15 protein-coding genes and 1 tRNA gene are annotated in these 15933 nt (G+C 68.4%); 7 read left to right on the forward strand and 9 right to left on the reverse strand.

Annotated elements, in window-relative coordinates; translation table 11 throughout:
* The first annotated feature begins 71 nt into the window (after positions 1 to 71).
* On the forward strand, positions 72 to 1085 hold the full coding sequence (locus tag E3T55_RS14330; protein ID WP_134520246.1) for an acyl-CoA thioesterase: 1014 nt from the start codon (positions 72 to 74) through the stop codon (positions 1083 to 1085).
* Positions 1086 to 1094: 9 nt separating this feature from the next.
* Here E3T55_RS14330 and E3T55_RS14335 read toward each other — a convergent pair whose 3' ends face one another.
* Positions 1095 to 1355, reverse strand: coding sequence for a hypothetical protein (locus E3T55_RS14335; protein WP_134520247.1), 261 nt, complete (start codon positions 1353 to 1355; stop codon positions 1095 to 1097).
* A 197-nt stretch (positions 1356 to 1552) separates the two neighbouring features.
* Here E3T55_RS14335 and E3T55_RS14340 point away from each other — a divergent pair, with 197 nt between their 5' ends.
* Positions 1553 to 4087: an excinuclease ABC subunit UvrA gene (locus E3T55_RS14340; RefSeq protein ID WP_134520248.1), complete on the forward strand. Its 2535-nt coding sequence runs from the start codon at positions 1553 to 1555 to the stop codon at positions 4085 to 4087.
* A gap of 289 nt (positions 4088 to 4376) precedes the next feature.
* Positions 4377 to 5774: a DHA2 family efflux MFS transporter permease subunit gene (locus E3T55_RS14345; protein WP_241993087.1), complete on the forward strand. Its 1398-nt coding sequence runs from the start codon at positions 4377 to 4379 to the stop codon at positions 5772 to 5774.
* A gap of 230 nt (positions 5775 to 6004) precedes the next feature.
* On the opposite strand, the gene E3T55_RS14350 is transcribed toward E3T55_RS14345, so the two are convergent.
* The 5 genes from E3T55_RS14350 to E3T55_RS14370 all read right to left on the reverse strand — a co-directional run bounded on the left by E3T55_RS14350 (position 6005) and on the right by E3T55_RS14370 (position 10864).
* Positions 6005 to 6637 carry a hypothetical protein gene (locus tag E3T55_RS14350; protein ID WP_134520250.1) on the reverse strand — a complete coding sequence of 211 codons (633 nt, stop codon included), beginning with the start codon at positions 6635 to 6637 and terminating at the stop codon, positions 6005 to 6007.
* 79 nt (positions 6638 to 6716) lie between these two features.
* Positions 6717 to 7745: a CPBP family intramembrane glutamic endopeptidase gene (locus tag E3T55_RS14355; RefSeq protein ID WP_134520251.1), complete on the reverse strand. Its 1029-nt coding sequence runs from the start codon at positions 7743 to 7745 to the stop codon at positions 6717 to 6719.
* A gap of 86 nt (positions 7746 to 7831) precedes the next feature.
* The gene (locus E3T55_RS14360; RefSeq protein ID WP_134520252.1) at positions 7832 to 8695 is read right to left on the reverse strand and encodes an ABC transporter permease; all 864 of its coding nucleotides are present in this window, start codon (positions 8693 to 8695) and stop codon (positions 7832 to 7834) included.
* Complete coding sequence (locus E3T55_RS14365) at positions 8682 to 9713, reverse strand: ABC transporter ATP-binding protein (protein ID WP_241993073.1); 1032 nt, start codon at positions 9711 to 9713, stop codon at positions 8682 to 8684. Before E3T55_RS14365 ends, E3T55_RS14360 begins: the two co-directional genes overlap by 14 nt.
* A complete protein-coding gene (locus E3T55_RS14370; protein ID WP_174775473.1) occupies positions 9710 to 10864 on the reverse strand; it encodes a LolA family protein in 1155 nt (384 codons plus the stop codon). Before E3T55_RS14370 ends, E3T55_RS14365 begins: the two co-directional genes overlap by 4 nt.
* A 158-nt stretch (positions 10865 to 11022) precedes the next feature.
* Here E3T55_RS14370 and E3T55_RS14375 point away from each other — a divergent pair, with 158 nt between their 5' ends.
* Positions 11023 to 11826 (forward strand): EI24 domain-containing protein, encoded by an 804-nt coding sequence (locus E3T55_RS14375; protein WP_134520253.1) that lies wholly within the window; start codon positions 11023 to 11025, stop codon positions 11824 to 11826.
* Positions 11827 to 11830: 4 nt separating this feature from the next.
* On the opposite strand, the gene E3T55_RS14380 is transcribed toward E3T55_RS14375, so the two are convergent.
* The 3 genes from E3T55_RS14380 to E3T55_RS14390 all read right to left on the reverse strand — a co-directional run bounded on the left by E3T55_RS14380 (position 11831) and on the right by E3T55_RS14390 (position 13057).
* On the reverse strand, positions 11831 to 12292 hold the full coding sequence (locus E3T55_RS14380; protein ID WP_134520254.1) for a J domain-containing protein: 462 nt from the start codon (positions 12290 to 12292) through the stop codon (positions 11831 to 11833).
* Complete coding sequence (locus E3T55_RS14385; RefSeq protein WP_134520255.1) at positions 12289 to 12786, reverse strand: hypothetical protein; 498 nt, start codon at positions 12784 to 12786, stop codon at positions 12289 to 12291. Before E3T55_RS14385 ends, E3T55_RS14380 begins: the two co-directional genes overlap by 4 nt.
* A gap of 187 nt (positions 12787 to 12973) precedes the next feature.
* A tRNA-Leu gene (locus tag E3T55_RS14390) sits at positions 12974 to 13057 on the reverse strand.
* Positions 13058 to 13312: 255 nt separating this feature from the next.
* Between E3T55_RS14390 and E3T55_RS14395 the strand changes: the two genes are divergently transcribed.
* The 3 genes from E3T55_RS14395 to E3T55_RS14405 are packed head-to-tail and all read left to right on the forward strand — an operon-like array spanning position 13313 to position 15886.
* Positions 13313 to 14107 (forward strand): FhaA domain-containing protein, encoded by a 795-nt coding sequence (locus tag E3T55_RS14395; protein WP_134520256.1) that lies wholly within the window; start codon positions 13313 to 13315, stop codon positions 14105 to 14107.
* Entirely contained in the window at positions 14104 to 14652 is a 549-nt protein-coding gene (locus E3T55_RS14400) for an FHA domain-containing protein FhaB/FipA (RefSeq protein WP_134520257.1), read from the forward strand. Before E3T55_RS14395 ends, E3T55_RS14400 begins: the two co-directional genes overlap by 4 nt.
* Before the next feature lie 4 nt (positions 14653 to 14656).
* Entirely contained in the window at positions 14657 to 15886 is a 1230-nt protein-coding gene (locus E3T55_RS14405) for a protein phosphatase 2C domain-containing protein (protein WP_134520258.1), read from the forward strand.
* Positions 15887 to 15933 lie beyond the last annotated feature (47 nt).

Consider the following 15933-nt stretch of genomic DNA (forward strand, 5'->3'; position numbering starts at 1 on the left):
CCGAACACCCTGCACGCCCCGCGACCGGGGTGTGTGATTCTTGATGCAGACGACAAGCATCAGGAGACACCATGCCCATTGCAGCCAACCCGCTCGACCAGCCCGAATCGGCCGAGGCCCGCCACAGCGATCGCATCACGCTGCGGTTCATGGCGGTCCCGCAGGATGTCACCGCGGCCGGCACCACGGTCGCGGCCGGCAGCGTGCTCGAATGGATCGACAAGGCGGGCTACGCCTGCGCGGTCGGCTGGGCGGCATCCTTTTGCGTCACCGCGTACGTCGGCAACGTGCACTTCACCCGCCCGATCGAATCGGGACACCTCGTCGAGGTGCACGCGCGCATCATCCACACCGGACGCACGAGCATGCAGGTGCTCGTGACGGTCGAAACGACGGATGTGCGCGAGCGCGCCTTCACCCCCGCCACCCACTGCATCCTGGTCTTCGTCGCGATCGACGATGACGGCAAGCCCCGCGAGGTTCCCACCTGGCAGCCCGAGAATGACGCCGACCGCACCCTGCAGGCCAACGCCATGGAGCGACTCGAGCCGCGCCGGCGCATCCAGGCATCTATGCGCGCGCAGGAATATACGGTCGGCGGCACCGCCCCGCGCACCGTATTCCGCTTTCTGGCGGCCCCGGCCGACGCCAACTGGGGCGGCAACGCCCACGGTGGAACCGTGATGCGCTGGATCGACGAGGCGGCCTACGCCTGCGCGGCGAGCTGGAGTTCCGAGGCCGCCGTCGCCGTCTATGCCGGGGGCATCCACTTCTACCGGCCGATTCACATCGGTCACATCGTCGAGGTCGACGCACAGCTGATTCGCACCGGGGCGCGCAGCATGCACATCAGCGTGCGCGTGCGCTCGGGCAGCCCGCTCACACCCGACGACTTGCAGCTGACGACGCAGTGCATGAGCATCTTCGTGTCGGTCGGTGCCGACGGCCGGGCCGAACCGGTCGAGCCGTTGCCGCTCACGACGGAACAGGACCTGAGTCTCGACGCCCACGCCCGTGAACTCATGGTGATGCGCGAACCCATGAAGACCATGCCGGTCAACCTCGTGCGACGGCACCGGCCCTAAAGTGACGGACTAGTGCCCGGCGGTAACATCCGTCGGGCTCTGGGATGCGACGAGGGCGGCCAGTTCGGCGGCCTCGGCCGCATCCGCCTGCACGGCCGCATCGGCCTGCACCGCTTCCTCCGCCTGCACGGCCTGCTCGACGGAGGGCGCCGTGAGCGCCGGGCGGGCGCCGAGGGCATGATGACGACGCAGCACGAAGTCACGCTTCAGTGCTTCCCAGCGCAGCGTTGACGTCGTGTGCAGGAGCGGGTCGTGCGGTGCGTCGGTCATCACGGTTTCTCGTCATCTTCGATGTCACAGGCGTTCTGTGGCAGCAACGCGGATAACACCCTGGTCAGCGCCACAGGTGACCCGCATGCCCCGACCGAAGCAGGAGAACCGCGCCCTTAATGGTACCGCGGCCGCCGGGCGCAGAACTCGAGTCGTCTCCCCTTCAACCCCCAGTCAGGGAAACTACAGTGGGACGAATGCAGCCCAACTCCGTCCCCGATGCATCCGTCGCCCCGAATCTGCGCGGCGGCTTTGTGCGCGTGCGCGGCGCCCGCGAGAACAACCTCCGCAATGTCGATGTCGATGTGCCCCGTGACGCGATCGTCGCCTTCACCGGTGTGAGCGGATCAGGCAAGTCCAGTCTCGCCTTCGGTACGATCTTCGCCGAGGCGCAGCGCCGCTTCTTCGAATCGGTCGCCCCCTACGCCCGCCGACTGATTCAGCAGGGCCACACCCCGCACGTCGACGAGATCACCGGCCTGCCGCCGGCGGTTGCCCTGCAGCAGCGCCGCGGCACTCCGAGCTCCCGTTCGAGCGTTGGCACGGTGACGACCCTGTCCAATTCGCTGCGGATGCTGTTCTCCCGCGCCGGTCTGTACCCGGCGGACACCGCCGGCCGCCTCGAATCGGACTCGTTCTCGCCCAACACCGCGATGGGCGCGTGCCCGCAGTGTCACGGTCTCGGCATGGCGCACACCGTCACCGAGGCCTCGCTCGTGCCCGACCCGAGCCTCAGTATCCGCGACGGTGCAATCGAGGCCTGGCCGGGAGCCTGGCAGGGCAAGAACCTGCGCGACATTCTGATCGAGCTCGGCTACGACGTGGACACGCCGTGGCGACACCTCGACCGCACGACCCGGGACTGGATTTTGTTCACCGAAGAACAGCCCGTCGTGCAGGTCACCCCGCAGCGCGACCGTATCGCCAAGCCCTACCAGGGCCGGTTTTGGAGCGCGAAAAGCTACGTGCTGCACACCCTCGCCGACTCGAAGAGCCAGAGCGTGCGCGCCCGCGTGCTGCGCTATGTGGAGACCGGGCCCTGCCCGCTCTGTGGCGGTGCCGGGTTGCGCCCCGATGCCCTCGCCGTGACCTTCGCCGGGCAGAACATCGCCCAGCTCAACTCCCTGCCGATGTCCCAGCTGGTCGGCGTGCTGAAGAGCGGCGCCGACTCGAGCGAGGTCGCCGGCACGATCACGGCCGACCTCGGCCGTCGCATCGACGTGCTGCTCGACCTGGGCCTCGGCTACCTCAGCCTGGGGCGGCCCACACCCACCCTCTCCCCCGGCGAGATGCAGCGGCTGCGCATCGCCACCCAGCTGCGCTCCGGCCTGTTCGGCGTGATCTATGTGCTCGACGAGCCCTCGGCCGGGCTGCACCCGGCCGACGCCGAGCCGCTGCTCGTGGTGCTCGAGCAGCTCAAGCTCTCGGGAAACTCCGTTTTCGTGGTCGAGCACAACATGCAGGTCGTCGCGCAGGCCGACTGGGTCATCGATGTCGGCCCGCGCGCCGGCGAGGGTGGCGGGGTCGTGCTCTACAGCGGCCCGACCGCCGGCCTGGCCGATGTGCCGGCATCCGTCACCCGGGATTACCTGTTTCCGGCACACCCGTCAGCACCCGGCGCTGCGCGTATCTTGCGCGAGCCGAGCGACTGGCTCACCCTGCACGGCATCACTCGGCACAACCTGCGCGGCCTCGACGCCGAATTTCCGCTCGGCGTGCTCACCGCGGTGACCGGGGTCTCCGGCTCGGGCAAGTCCACCCTCGTCAGCCAGGTGCTCGCCGAGGCCGTCGGCGAGCGGCTGCACCCCGGCGCGGAGGCGACACCCGCCGAAGATGACGCGGCCGACACCGCCATCACTGCCGGCGAAGACGACACCGAGGGCACCGAAGCCCGAGTCGAGCCCGACGAGGGCGTCACGGTCGAACACATCGACGGTCTCGACGCCGTCGACCGGCTCGTGCGGGTCGACCAGAAGCCGATCGGCCGCACCCCGCGTTCCAACCTCGCGACCTATACCGGGCTCTTCGACGCCGTGCGGGTGGCCTTTGCCGCGACGGATGCGGCAAAGAGTCGCGGCTTTGGCGCCGGCCGGTTCTCGTTCAACGTCGTGGGCGGTCGCTGCCCCACCTGCCTCGGCGAGGGGTCGGTCGCCGTTGGGCTGCTCTTCCTGCCCGGCAGCTACGCTCCCTGCCCCGAGTGCCGTGGCTCACGCTACAACCCCGAGACGCTCGAGGTCACCTACCGCGGCAAGACCGTCGCCGATGTGCTGGGCCTCACGGTGGATGCGGCTGCCGAATTTCTGGTCGACGTCGCATCCGCTGCCCGCAGCCTCGCCACCCTGCGCGAGGTCGGCCTCGGATACCTCAGACTCGGGCAGCCGGCCACCGAGCTCTCCGGGGGTGAGGCGCAGCGCATCAAGCTCGCGACCGAGCTGCAGCGCGCCCGCCGCGGCCACACCCTGTACCTGCTCGACGAGCCGACGACCGGGCTGCACCCGGCCGACGTGGAGCTGTTGCTCGCGCAGCTGAACCGTCTCGTCGACGCCGGCAACACCGTGGTCGTCGTCGAGCACGACATGCGCGTCGTCGCGGCCGCCGACTGGGTGATCGACCTCGGACCCTCCGGCGGCGATGCCGGCGGTCGCATCCAGGTCGCCGGCACGCCCGCGCACGTTGCCGAGCACCCGACGAGCGCGACCGCCCCCTACCTGCGCGCCGCCCTGCCGCGCTGACAGAGCTCGGCCAACTCGGCGGCACGACCCCGAACGTTCACCGTTTCGGGGGAATATTCGGGCCCCGCCGAGCGCTGGGCCTGAGAGTGCAGATCGAAGCCCCGCCGCGGGCCGGCGGCACGACTCGCCCATTGACGCCGTAGAAGGAACCATCATCACCGAATCCACCCTCACCGGGCCCCCGACCGCTGCACCCAGCGCGGCCGACCAGCACAACGCTGTCGAGCAGCACAACGCTGTCAAGCAGCACAATGAACACACCGACCCGAAGCACGAGGCTCGCAACACCCTGGTCATTCGGCTGTTGCTCGTCTCCGCGTTCGTCGTCATTCTCAACGAGACGATCATGGGGGTGGCGCTGCCGCACCTGATGACCGACCTCAGCATCACGGCCACCGCGGCGCAGTGGCTGACGACGGCGTTCATGCTCACCATGGCCGTCGTGATCCCGATCACCGGTTTTCTGCTGCAGCGCTTCAACACCCGCCCGGTCTTCATGGCCGCGATGGCGTTGTTCAGCACCGGCACCCTGATCGCCGCGATCGCGCCCGGCTTCGAGGTGCTGCTCGTCGGCCGCATCGTTCAGGCCACCGGAACCGCGATCATGATGCCGCTGCTGATGACCACGGTCATGACCCTCGTCCCCGCATCGTCGCGCGGCAAGACCATGGGCAACATTTCCATCGTCATCTCGGTTGCACCCGCGATCGGCCCGACCATCTCCGGCATCATCCTCAGCGTGCTGGACTGGCGCTGGATGTTCATCCTCGTACTGCCGATCGCCGTCGGAGCGCTGGCCCTCGGCGCCGCGCGCATCAAGAACGTGTCCACGCCGCGCGCCGTTCCGCTCGACGTGCTCTCGGTCGTGCTCTCCGCCTTCGGTTTCGGTGGCTTCGTCTACGGCCTCAGCAACCTCGGCACCGTTGAGGGGTCATCCAGTGCCGCCGGCTGGCTGCCGCTCGGAGTCGGCATCGTGGCCCTGGCAGCGTTTGTGCTGCGTCAACTGTTCTTGCAGCGCAGCGATCGCGCACTGCTCGACCTGCGCACGTTCCGTTCCCGCACGTTCACCATCGTGGTTGTGATGCTGAGCGTGAGCATGATGGCACTGTTCGGTACCATCATCCTGCTGCCGATCTACATGCAGACCGTGCTCGGCCTGGACGCCCTCGCGACTGGCCTGCTGCTGCTTCCCGGCGGCCTGACCATGGGCATCCTGGCCCCGTTCGTGGGTCGAATCTTCGATCGTTTCGGCCCGACGGTGTTGCTGGTACCCGGCACCATCGTGGTCAGCGCCGCACTCTGGTCAATGACCCTGATGACCGAGCGCACCGAGCCGTGGATGCTGCTGCTGGCCCACGTCGGCATGAGTGCGGGCCTCGCCTTCATCTTCACGCCGCTATTCACCTCCGGGCTCGGGTCGCTGCGTCCGTCGCTCTACTCCCATGGCAGCGCCGTGGTCGGAACGGTGCAGCAACTCGCCGGCGCCGTCGGAACGGCACTCTTCATCGCGGTCATGAGCTCGCAGATCGCCACGCTCACGGCGCAGGGCGCCTCCGAGGCCTCGGCGACGGCATCCGGTGTGCACTCGGCGTTCCTGGTGGGCGCCTGCGTCTCGCTGCTCGCGATCCCCGCCGCGTTCCTCGTGCGCCGCCCCGTGGAGTCGCCCGAGAGCGCGTACGCGCACTAACCTGACCCGGTCAGGACGCAGAAACGCACCGCGCCAGTTGGCGAGGTGCGTTTCTGCGTTCCGGTGCGCGGTGTCACTCCCCCGATCGGTGGCTAATTCAGGAGATTCGCCGCCGAGCAGAGCCCCGACCGCCGGACCAGTGCCGGCGCCGGGCCGCCGACGGGCGGATCTCCTGAATTGGCCACACGGGGCCACACCAGACCCAGGCGTTGGCGGGTCAGCAGCTGCGGTCAGGTCCTGAGCTCGGGATGCTCGGCCGGCAGGCCATGTCGTTGGCCGCTCCGGGCCAGGCGCAGGTTCTTGCTCTCCCAATCCGCGAGCGCCTGGCGCAGGGGTTCGAGCGCGGACAGTTCGGCGCAGCGCACGCTCGACTTTCCGCAGGTGCAGAGCTGCGGATGCCCCGGGTCGACCCGGTGCAGCGCGTTCAGGCGCCAGATCACCGCCATGGCCCAGTCCACCTGCTTCGCGGCGAGCTGGGCCCTGCGCTCGGCCCGCTTGATCAGATCATTCTCGAGCAACTCCCGCACCCCGCCGACAGCGGTGTGGTCGAAGTTGCCGGTGACGACCTTGCCGAGCTGGGCGACCTGTTCGGCAAGGCCCGCGATCTCGACGTCCTTGCCGCCGATCACGGCGACGGACGCCGCCGCAAAATCGGTGTTGGACTGCTGCTCCTCGGCGAAGCGCGCGGCCCAGGCCGTGACGTGCTCGCGATCCCGCCGCTCGGACTTCTCAGATCCGATGTGGCGCACACACTGCGGGCAGACGACCTGATCGTTCGGCGAGGTGAACGTGAACGGTTGAGCGCTCAGACAGCACAGGCACTGGGCCTGAATATCCTGGTGCAGCGGGTAGTTGTGGGTCACAGCGGGGTCCCTGGGTCAGATAGGTGAGGTGCCTACGACACTACGCGACCCGGCATACTTCGGCCCGGCGCACGCCGCCCTAAGCGACCGGCCGCACGCGCCGCTGCAACGACGGCTGGGTGCGAAACTGACCGGTCAGCACGAGCACGCCGATGACCGCGGCCATCACGATCCACGCAACCCAGCCCAGCGGCCCCACGGCGATCGGATCGGCCGGTGAACCGACGGCAATGACGAGGGCGAGAAAACCTGCCGTCGCGTTGAAGGCACCGTGCGCGAACACGGCCGGCCAGATCGAACCGGTGCGCAGGCGCAGCCAGCCCAGCAGCACCCCGTAGAAGACGCATCCGCCGACCATCATCGCGACCCCGAGAAGGTTGGGCTGGCTGAAGTTGTAGCCGAGCAGGATCAGCGGGCTGTGCCAGAGGCCCCAGAGCAGGCCGGTGACCAGCAGGGCCGGCCAGGTGCCCAGCGGCAGCAGGCTCGGCAGCAGCCAGCCACGCCAGCCGATCTCCTCGCCGAGGGCGAAGATCCCGTTGAAGAGTGCGGCAAACGGAATGAGGATCAGTTGCACGAGAATCACCGTGCCCACCGGAATCGGCAGCCCGCCGGGGCTCGCGGCCTCGAGCACCGCCGCGAAGCCCGAGAAGGTGATCAGATCCAGTTCGACGAGGTCGAGGCCCGCGGCGAGGAAGACACCGGCCACGACGAGCAGTCCACTGCCGAAGATTGCGGCGACGATCATCCAGACCGTGCGCTTCGCCGGTCGCAGCGGCCACAGCCCGAGGTACTGGCTGCTCGGACGGGGCCGCGGCTTCTGCACGAAGAACAGCACCACGAGTGTCGCGAGAAGCGGTGTGAACATGATCGCGGGCAGCAGCAGTCCGGCCAGCGGATGGCTCAGCCCGTCTCCCGAAAGCCACAACGGCAAGGCGACCAGCCAGGCCAGACCACACGCCAGCAGCGCGAAAACCAGCACGGCCGGCCACGGAACGCGATCCAGCACGAGTCCATCGTCGGCGGGCGACAACCCCGCGCGGCTGTCCGCTTCCGTGTCACTGGCCGATCGTGCGGCTGACGTATCGTCGGCTGCGGTTCTGTTGCTCATGGCGATCTCCCCCGAGTGTGGCTTGGCTTTTAAGCCTAGCGGCCGCATCCGCTAAAGCAAACCGTTCGGCCTGATTTTGCCGGATCCTACGAGAGGATGTCCTTGGTCGCGAACCGGCCATAAGCGAGGGCGCCAAAGACCACCATGTAGCCGCCCTGCAGCAGGGCGTTGTCGCTGAAAGAGTCCCAGAGAATGGGCTGACGCAGAATATCGGCGAAACCGAGCCAGTAATGACTGAAGAGCCACGGATGCAGCCACTCCAGCTGCGGCAGCACGTCCAGAATCTGCGAGGTCACCGCGACCACGATCGTGGCGGCCATCGCCCCGACCGGAACACTCGTCAACGTCGAGATGAAGAGCCCGATCGCCGAGAGCCCGAGCAGCGACACCGTGACATACAAGGCGATCAGCACCGACCGACCGATGGAATCCACGACACTGATCGTGTCCCCCGACAGCAGGGTGACCGGCCCGATCGGAAACAGGATCGCTCCGATGACCGCGCCCGTGATCGCCACGGTCAGGGTCGCGGCCAGGCAGAACGCCGCGGCTCCGGCGAACTTCACGAGCAGCAGGCGCACCCGGCCGGCCGGGGCCACGAGCAGGTAGCGCAGCGTACCCAGGCCGGCCTCACCGGCGATGGTATCCCCCGCCGCGACACCGATGGTGAGCGGCAGAAAGAGCGGAATCGCCACGACGAGGGCGGTGATGCCCACGAACAGGCCATTCTGCGTGATGCGATCCAGAAACGGCGGACCCTGCCCGGCCGAGACCTCACTGCTCGAGAGCCGCACGGCGACCGCGATCAGAATCGGGATCAACGCGAGCGCGAGCAGCATGGCAATGGTGCGGCGCCGGCGAAACAGCACGGCCAGCTCGGAGGCCAGCAGCGCCCAACCGAACGACCCGTTCCGAACCGGCGCGGCTAGGCGTTCTTCACTGGACGACATCAAAACCCTCCCCGGTCAGCGCCACGAAACGGTCTTCGAGGCTCGCTTCCTCGACCACGAAGCCGCGCACCCGCACATTCGCGGCCACGAGCGACGCGACGATTCCTTCGGCCGTCACGCGGCGGTCGACGAGCGGCGCGCTCACCGTGTACGTGTCGGCGGGCCCGGCGTCGTCCGCGAGCGGATGACCCGGGTCACCGGCCGCCGTTGGCGCCAGTCCCAGCCGCAGCAGCACTCCACGGGCGATATCCACGTCGGGTGTCTGCAACCGCACGAACGCCTGGCCAACCCGGCGCAACTCGTCGAGGGTGCCGGACGCCACGAGCGACCCGGCGCTCATCACGGCGGCATGGGTGCAGACCTGTTCGATTTCGGCGAGCAGGTGGCTGGAGACAAAGACGGTGGCACCACCCGCGGCGAGTGAACGCACGAGGTTGCGCACCTCGCGGGTGCCCTGCGGGTCGAGACCGTTGGTGGGTTCGTCGAGCACGAGCAGGTCGCGGGGCATCAGCAGCGCGTTGGCCAGGCCGAGGCGCTGCTTCATGCCGAGAGAGTAGGCGTGCACCTTCTTCGTGGCCGCGTGTGACAGGCCGACCCGGTCGAGCGCTTCGGCGACCCGGGTCCGCCGGGTGCGCCCGAAAGCGAAGCGGTCGGCGGTGTCGAGGCGATGCAGGTTCGCGGCGCCCGAGAGAAAGGGGTAGAAGGCAGGGCCTTCGACGAGCGCGCCGACGCGGGGCAGCACCTGCTGCAGGCGGCTCGGCATGTCCTCGCCGAGCACCCGCACCCGCCCGCTTGTCGCTCCGGCGAGTCCGAGCAGCATGCGGATCGTGGTGGTTTTGCCCGAGCCGTTGGGCCCGAGAAATCCGTAGACGGCGCCACGCGGCACCCGCAGGTCCACCTCGTTCACAACGGTCTGTCGGCCGAATCGTTTGGTCAGGCCGACCGTTTCGATGGCCAGGCCGGTATCGGCCACAGCGGTATCGGCCCCGGCGGTACCGGGCCAGTCAGCGTCACTCACTCGGCGGCGGCAGCCTGCAGGGTTTCCACGGGCACGGATCCGGCGAGCACCCGCCCGTCATCGGTGACGAGCACGTTGAGCAGGGTCGTCGAGAACAGCGCTCCGCCGGTCACCGAGGTCGTGAGCTGCGCGAACAGCGGTGAGGAGGTCAGCTCCGCCGACACGGTGCCGGCCGGCAGCTCGGCCACGGCGGCCCAGCCCTCTCCGGTCACGGTGACCGGCAGGTCACCGGCTGCCAGGTCGCTCAGATCCTTCTCCGTCAGCGCCTCATGGTCGGCGTTGCCGTCGTGCTCGGGCAGGGCCTGCTCGGTCACGGTGGCGCCGGCCGGTGGGGTGAAGGCGAACAGCGCCGCATCCGGTGCCGTGAAACTCACCTTGGTGAAGGCGACCCGGAACGCCGGGTCCTCCTGGCCGTGGGCGCGCACGTCGACGCTGAGCGGCATGCCGGTCTCGCTGTCAACAAAGATCGATGCGGATGCGACGAGGGTCTCGTCGGTGCGCGGGGTCAGCCGCAGCTCGTAGGCATCCCTGCCGGCGATCGCGGTGTCGGTACCGACCGTCACCTCGGTGCTGGCATCCAGGTCGCTGAGCAGCCTGTCGGCCAGTTCGGCCGGGGTGGGCATGGCGCCTGCCTCGGCCTGTGCCTTCGCCGTGGCGTCTTCGAGCTCGGCACGGGCATCCGCGTGAACGTCGGCCGGAATGGCCAGGTGGGTCGCTTCGTTGGTCTCGGAGTCGTAGAACCAGACCTCGTCACCGTTGACGATGAGATTGCGCTCATTGAGCGAGTCGATCACCTGCACCCGCAGGTTGTCGGCGCCGTCGGCGAAGACGCGGGCGGTGTGCGAGCCGGTCAGCAGCTCGAGGGCGGTCGTCGCAGCGGATGCCGCAGCATCCGTCTCGGAATCCCCGGACCCGCTCGGCATGCTCGAGAGGGCGGAGCCGAGATCGGGCAGCCCGAGGTTCGACGTCTGCTCGAGGGTGCCCGAGAAACTCGAGACGGTGCTGTCACTGACGAGCCCGAGCACCTCCTGGGCGGTCTTGTCCGGCAGGTCGACGGCGGCTCCGGCCTGCATCGGAACGGCGACAACGGCCACGGCGATCACCGCGGGAACCACGACGGCGGGCAACCACCGCACCCATACGCGAGTCATTCGGTGCATCCCTCAGACAGCTCATCCATACGCCCGAGGGTACGCCGCCCAGCTGACCCCTGTACACCCCGAAGCCCCGAGGATGCCCTGCTCGTGGCGAATTCTCAGCCGCCTGCGGTCGCCGCGCGCCGGGCCGCCCGCCACGATAATCTGGTCTGATGCAGCAGCCCAGCCCCCGCCCGCAGTCGAGCCCAGCGCCGAGCCGCGTGCGCCAGGCCCTCGCCGGCGTCGGATTTCTGCGCAAGGGACTGTCGATGTGGGCCACCTCGCCGCGTCTCATGTTCATCGGGGCCGTCCCCGCCCTCATCGTCGGAGCCGCCTACGTCGTGGGCATCGTGTTTCTCGTGATCAACCTGAACGGCATCGCCGAGTGGGCGACCCCTTTCGCCGCCGGCTGGGCAGAGCCCTGGCGCACCGCCGCACGGTTCGCGGTCGCGGCGGCGGTCGTGATCGGCAGCATCGTGCTCCTCTCTTATACCTATGTCGCCGTCACACTGCTCGTCGGTGACCCCTTCTATGAGCGCATCTGGCGAACGGTCGAAACCAGGCTCGGTGACGCGCCGCCCGAGAGCAGCACCGGCCTCGTGCGCTCCGTACTGCGCTCGATTGCCGACGCTCTGCGACTGCTGGCCCCGGTGCTGCTCGTCGGTGTCGTCATTCTGGTCTGCGGCCTCATTCCGGTCCTCGGCGGCCTGCTGGCCTTCAGCCTCGGAGCGCTGTTCGGCGGCTGGATCCTCGCCCTCGAACTCACCGGCCTCGCCTTCGACGCCCGCGGCTATACGCTGCGCCAGCGCCGTGGCCTGCTGGCCGGCCGCCGGGCGACGAGCCTCGGATTCGGCGTCGCCACCTACCTCCTGTTTCTTATTCCCTTCGCCGCGGTGTTCGTCATGCCGGCCGCGGTCGCCGGCGCCGCCCTGCTCAGCCGCGATACCCTCGCCCGCGCTGCCGCGCCGGCAGCCTGACTCCTCAGCCGGGCAGCAGAATCGTCAGGCCCCAGATCGCGACCGTCAGCACGACGAAGACAATGGGCAGCACGACCCATTCGTGATGCGCCCGCCGCAGCTCCGGCGCGCGCGGCGCGTCGTCGCGGTACGGCATCGACGACGCCACCGGCGGCGCCAGCCAGGCGCGGGCATCCCGAATCTGCACGAACTCCTCAAAGCTGAGGGGCTCGCCCGCACGCCCGGCAAACGGATCGATCACGGGTTCCGGCCGCGACTGTGCCCCGGGCGCTGTGGCCCGCAGCAGGTCCCTGGCCTCAATCAGCCTCACGAACTCGGCCGTGGCCACCCGAATATCGGCGTCGGTGGCCCCGACGAAGCGATCCGGGTGAGACAGGCGGGCCCGGCGCTGAAAGGCCCGGTCGACATCGGCGACGGATGCCCCACCACTCACGTGCAAAATGGCCGCCGCTTCAGCGGGGGTCATGACGAGGCCCGGTAGGCCCGCAGATAGGCCTCGTAGGCCAGCCGATCGAGCTCGATTTTCACCCGCGGCGCATTTTCACGCAGGTTGTCGAGGAGCGCGGTGTTGATCGTGTCCATGCTTCGGGCTGCGTGGATGATCTGGATCGGTCCCCAGAGCATGGCCGCCCAGAACACGATGAACAGGCCGATCGGGGCGGCAATGGCCGTCAGGGCACTGGTGACGATGGCTCCGGTGCCGAGCACGAGCAGTCCGATCCAGATCGACCGGCGGGCCCGGGCCGTGTAGGTGTGGGCGTACTCTTCCCACGCTCCCTCGTTGCGGCGCCAGAACACCCAGCCAGCCGGCGCGGGCGGGCAGTCGGGCGTCGGCGTCCAGCCCGGTGCGGGTTGCCAGCCGAGGTGCCCGGCCACCCAGTCGGCGGTCGGCGCGGTCCAGCGTGGGGGTTGCTGAAACTCCAAGGGCAGCCGGTGTGCGAGCTGTGAGGCGTCGACCATGCGACGAGCGTAGTGCTCAGACCGTCACCTGCGCGAGGACAAACTTCACGCTCGCCGCGGGCTCGTGACAGCCCATTTCGGTGAAAGCCGCAGCCGGGTACAGAAAAAGGCCCCGGATTTCTCCGGGGCCTTTCCGTACTTCACCTGCTTTGTACTGCACGTGCCGTGTACTGCACGTGTTCACATGTGCGCGAGAGGGGACTTGAACCCCTACGTCCTTTCGAACACTGGCACCTGAAGCCAGCGCGTCTGCCAATTCCGCCACTCGCGCGAACTTACAGATCGTAGCACTGGAGAAGTCCCGGGCGCGAATCGGCCCGAATCGGCCGGTCGAACAGCCACAACGTACCGGTAGGATTTCACCCCGGTAGACGCACTCGACCACCCCCACCCGCCGATCCGTGGAATTGGCCGGGCCGGAACGGGCCACGTAAGATACCCTTTTGTGCCCGTCTGCGCCCTTCAGGCGGGTTAACACCCGAGACAAGTAGCATGCTCATAGCCAGAAATACGGATCGGGAGACCTGTGGGCATTTTAGATAGCTTCGAGAAAGGCCTTGAGCGTGTCGTTAACGGCGCGTTCGCCAAGACCTTTCGCTCAGGGCTGCAGCCGGTGGAGATTACCTCCGCGCTGCGACGCGAGCTGGACACGAAAGCCGCGGTCGTCTCGCGGGAACGCATCCTCGCGCCCAATCGCTTCACGGTGCGCATGGCCCACCCCGACTACGTGCGCATGTCCGCACTCGGTTCGACGCTCATCGACGAGCTCACCGATCTCGTACAGGCCTACGCCACCGAGCAGCGATATCAATTCGCCGGCGGCCTCGACATCACGATCAACGAAGATCCCAGCCTCACCGAGGGCCTCGTACAGGTTGACTCGAGCACGACGAAGGGCGGCGACAGTCGCCCCTCGAGCGCCCCAGCCGCCGCGCGGCCTCGAGCCGCCCCGGCCGCCAGCACCCCCATCCTGGACATCGCCGGCAAGCAGTACCCGCTGGTCAAGACCCGCACCGTCATCGGCCGCGGCAGCGATGCCGACATCACCGTCGACGACACCGGCACCTCCCGCCAGCACGTCGAAATTCTCTGGGACGGCGCCCATGCCCAGGTGCGCGACCTCGGCTCCACCAATGGCTCCCAGCTCAACGGCTCCCCGGTGAGTCAGGCCACCCTCGAGAACGGGTCTGTCGTGACCATCGGGCGCACCCGCATCCTCTTTCGACTCGTTGAGCAGAGCGCCCGGCCGCAGTCCGGCGCGCGCCCCGACAACGCGTCGGATCGCCACGACATGGGCGGATTCTGGGGGCCAGCAAAATGAGTCCCAGTGAACTGACCCTGCTTGTGCTGCGCCTCGGCTTTCTGCTGCTGCTCTGGCTGTTCATCTTCGGCATCGTCTACGCCCTGCGCAGCGACCTCTTCGGCCAGCGAGTGCGCAAGATGAAGACGGATGCCCCCGCCACGCCCGTTCCGGCGGCCGCCTTCGCCGCGGCATCCGCTGCCCCCGCCGCGGCGGCCCGTGCCTCCGCCGCCCCGACCCCGCCGAGCAGCGTCGGCGAACGCGCCACCGCGCAGAACGCCACCCGCCTCGTGATCACGAGCGGCCCCAAGGCCGGCGTCGAGTTTCCGCTGACGACCGAGTCGATCACCATCGGCCGTTCCAACGACTCCAGCCTCGTCATCCGTGACGATTACACCTCCACCCATCACGCCCGGCTGATGCTGTGGAACGAGGAGTGGATGATCCAGGACCTCGACTCCACCAACGGCACCTTCCTCGCCGGCAGCCGGGTCGCCATCCCGACCCCCGTGCCCCTGAACGCCACCATCAAAATTGGCGCGACCAGCTTCGAGCTGCGGCGGTAGCTGCATGGCGACAGTGAGCCACAGCGCCGCCGCGTCCCACGTGGGCAAGGTGCGCGCGAACAACCAGGACTCCGGCTATGCCGGGCACAGCCTGTTTGTGGTCGCCGACGGCATGGGCGGACATGCCGGCGGTGACGTGGCATCGTCGATTGCGACGAAGCGCATCATCGAGGCCGACACCCGCTACCTGTCCGCGCAGGAGGCCGAGTTCGCGCTGCGCGCCGCCCTCGTTGCCGCGAACTCCGAGCTCGCCGAGACGGTCTTCGAACACGCCGAGCTGACCGGCATGGGCACGACCGTGAGCGCGATCGTTGTGCTCGAGAACGAGGTCGCGATCGCCCACATCGGTGATTCCCGCATCTACCTGCTGCGCGACGGCGAACTGTCGCAGATCACCACCGACCACACCTTCGTGCAGCGGCTCGTCGACAGTGGCCGCATCACCGAGGCCGAAGCGGCCGTGCACCCCCGCCGTTCCGTGCTGATGCGCGTGCTCGGCGACGTGGAGTCCTCCCCCGAGGTTGACACCTCGATCCTCGCGACCCTCGACGGTGACCGCTGGCTGCTCTGCTCCGACGGCCTCACCGGCGTCGTGTCCTTCACCGGTATCGCGAACGCCCTCTCGAGCGGCCTCAGCGCGACGGATGTCGCCGATCGCCTCGTGAAGGAAAGCCTCGACGGCGGCGCCCCCGACAACGTCACCGTGGTGATCGTCGACGTCGGTGAGGGCGTGGCCCGCACCGACAGCCCGACCATCGTCGGTTCGGCGGCGAATCCGCTCGCCTTCGGGGAGGAACCCGGCCGGGTGCGCGCCCTGCGCCTGCCCGCCCTGCGGCTGCACCCCGTGCGCGAGGCGCACTTCGAGCCCGACTCCCAGGATTACCTGTCCGAACTCATCGAAGAGGATGCCCGCCGCGCCCGCCGCCGCAAGGCCACCTGGCTCGTTGCCATAATCTTGCTGACCGCATCGATCATCGGCGCCGGGTTTCTCGGCTACCAGTGGACCCAGACCCGCTACTTCGTCGGCGTCGAGGGCACCACGGTCGCCATCTACCAGGGTGTGCAGCAAGACCTCGGCCCGATCAAGCTGTCGAGCGTCTACGAGGACACCAACCTGGAGCTCTCCGCCCTGCGCGTCTACGACCGCCAGTTGGTGGAACAGACCATCAGCGCCACCTCGCTGGGCGATGCCATGAAAATCGTCGAGCGACTGAACAATTCGAGCAGCGAGTAGACGCCGTGACCCTGAACACCGCCGCCACCAGCGCCATTCCCGCCGAC

This window comes from Cryobacterium frigoriphilum, assembly GCF_004403305.1.
In the GTDB taxonomy this organism is placed as follows: domain Bacteria; phylum Actinomycetota; class Actinomycetes; order Actinomycetales; family Microbacteriaceae; genus Cryobacterium; species Cryobacterium frigoriphilum.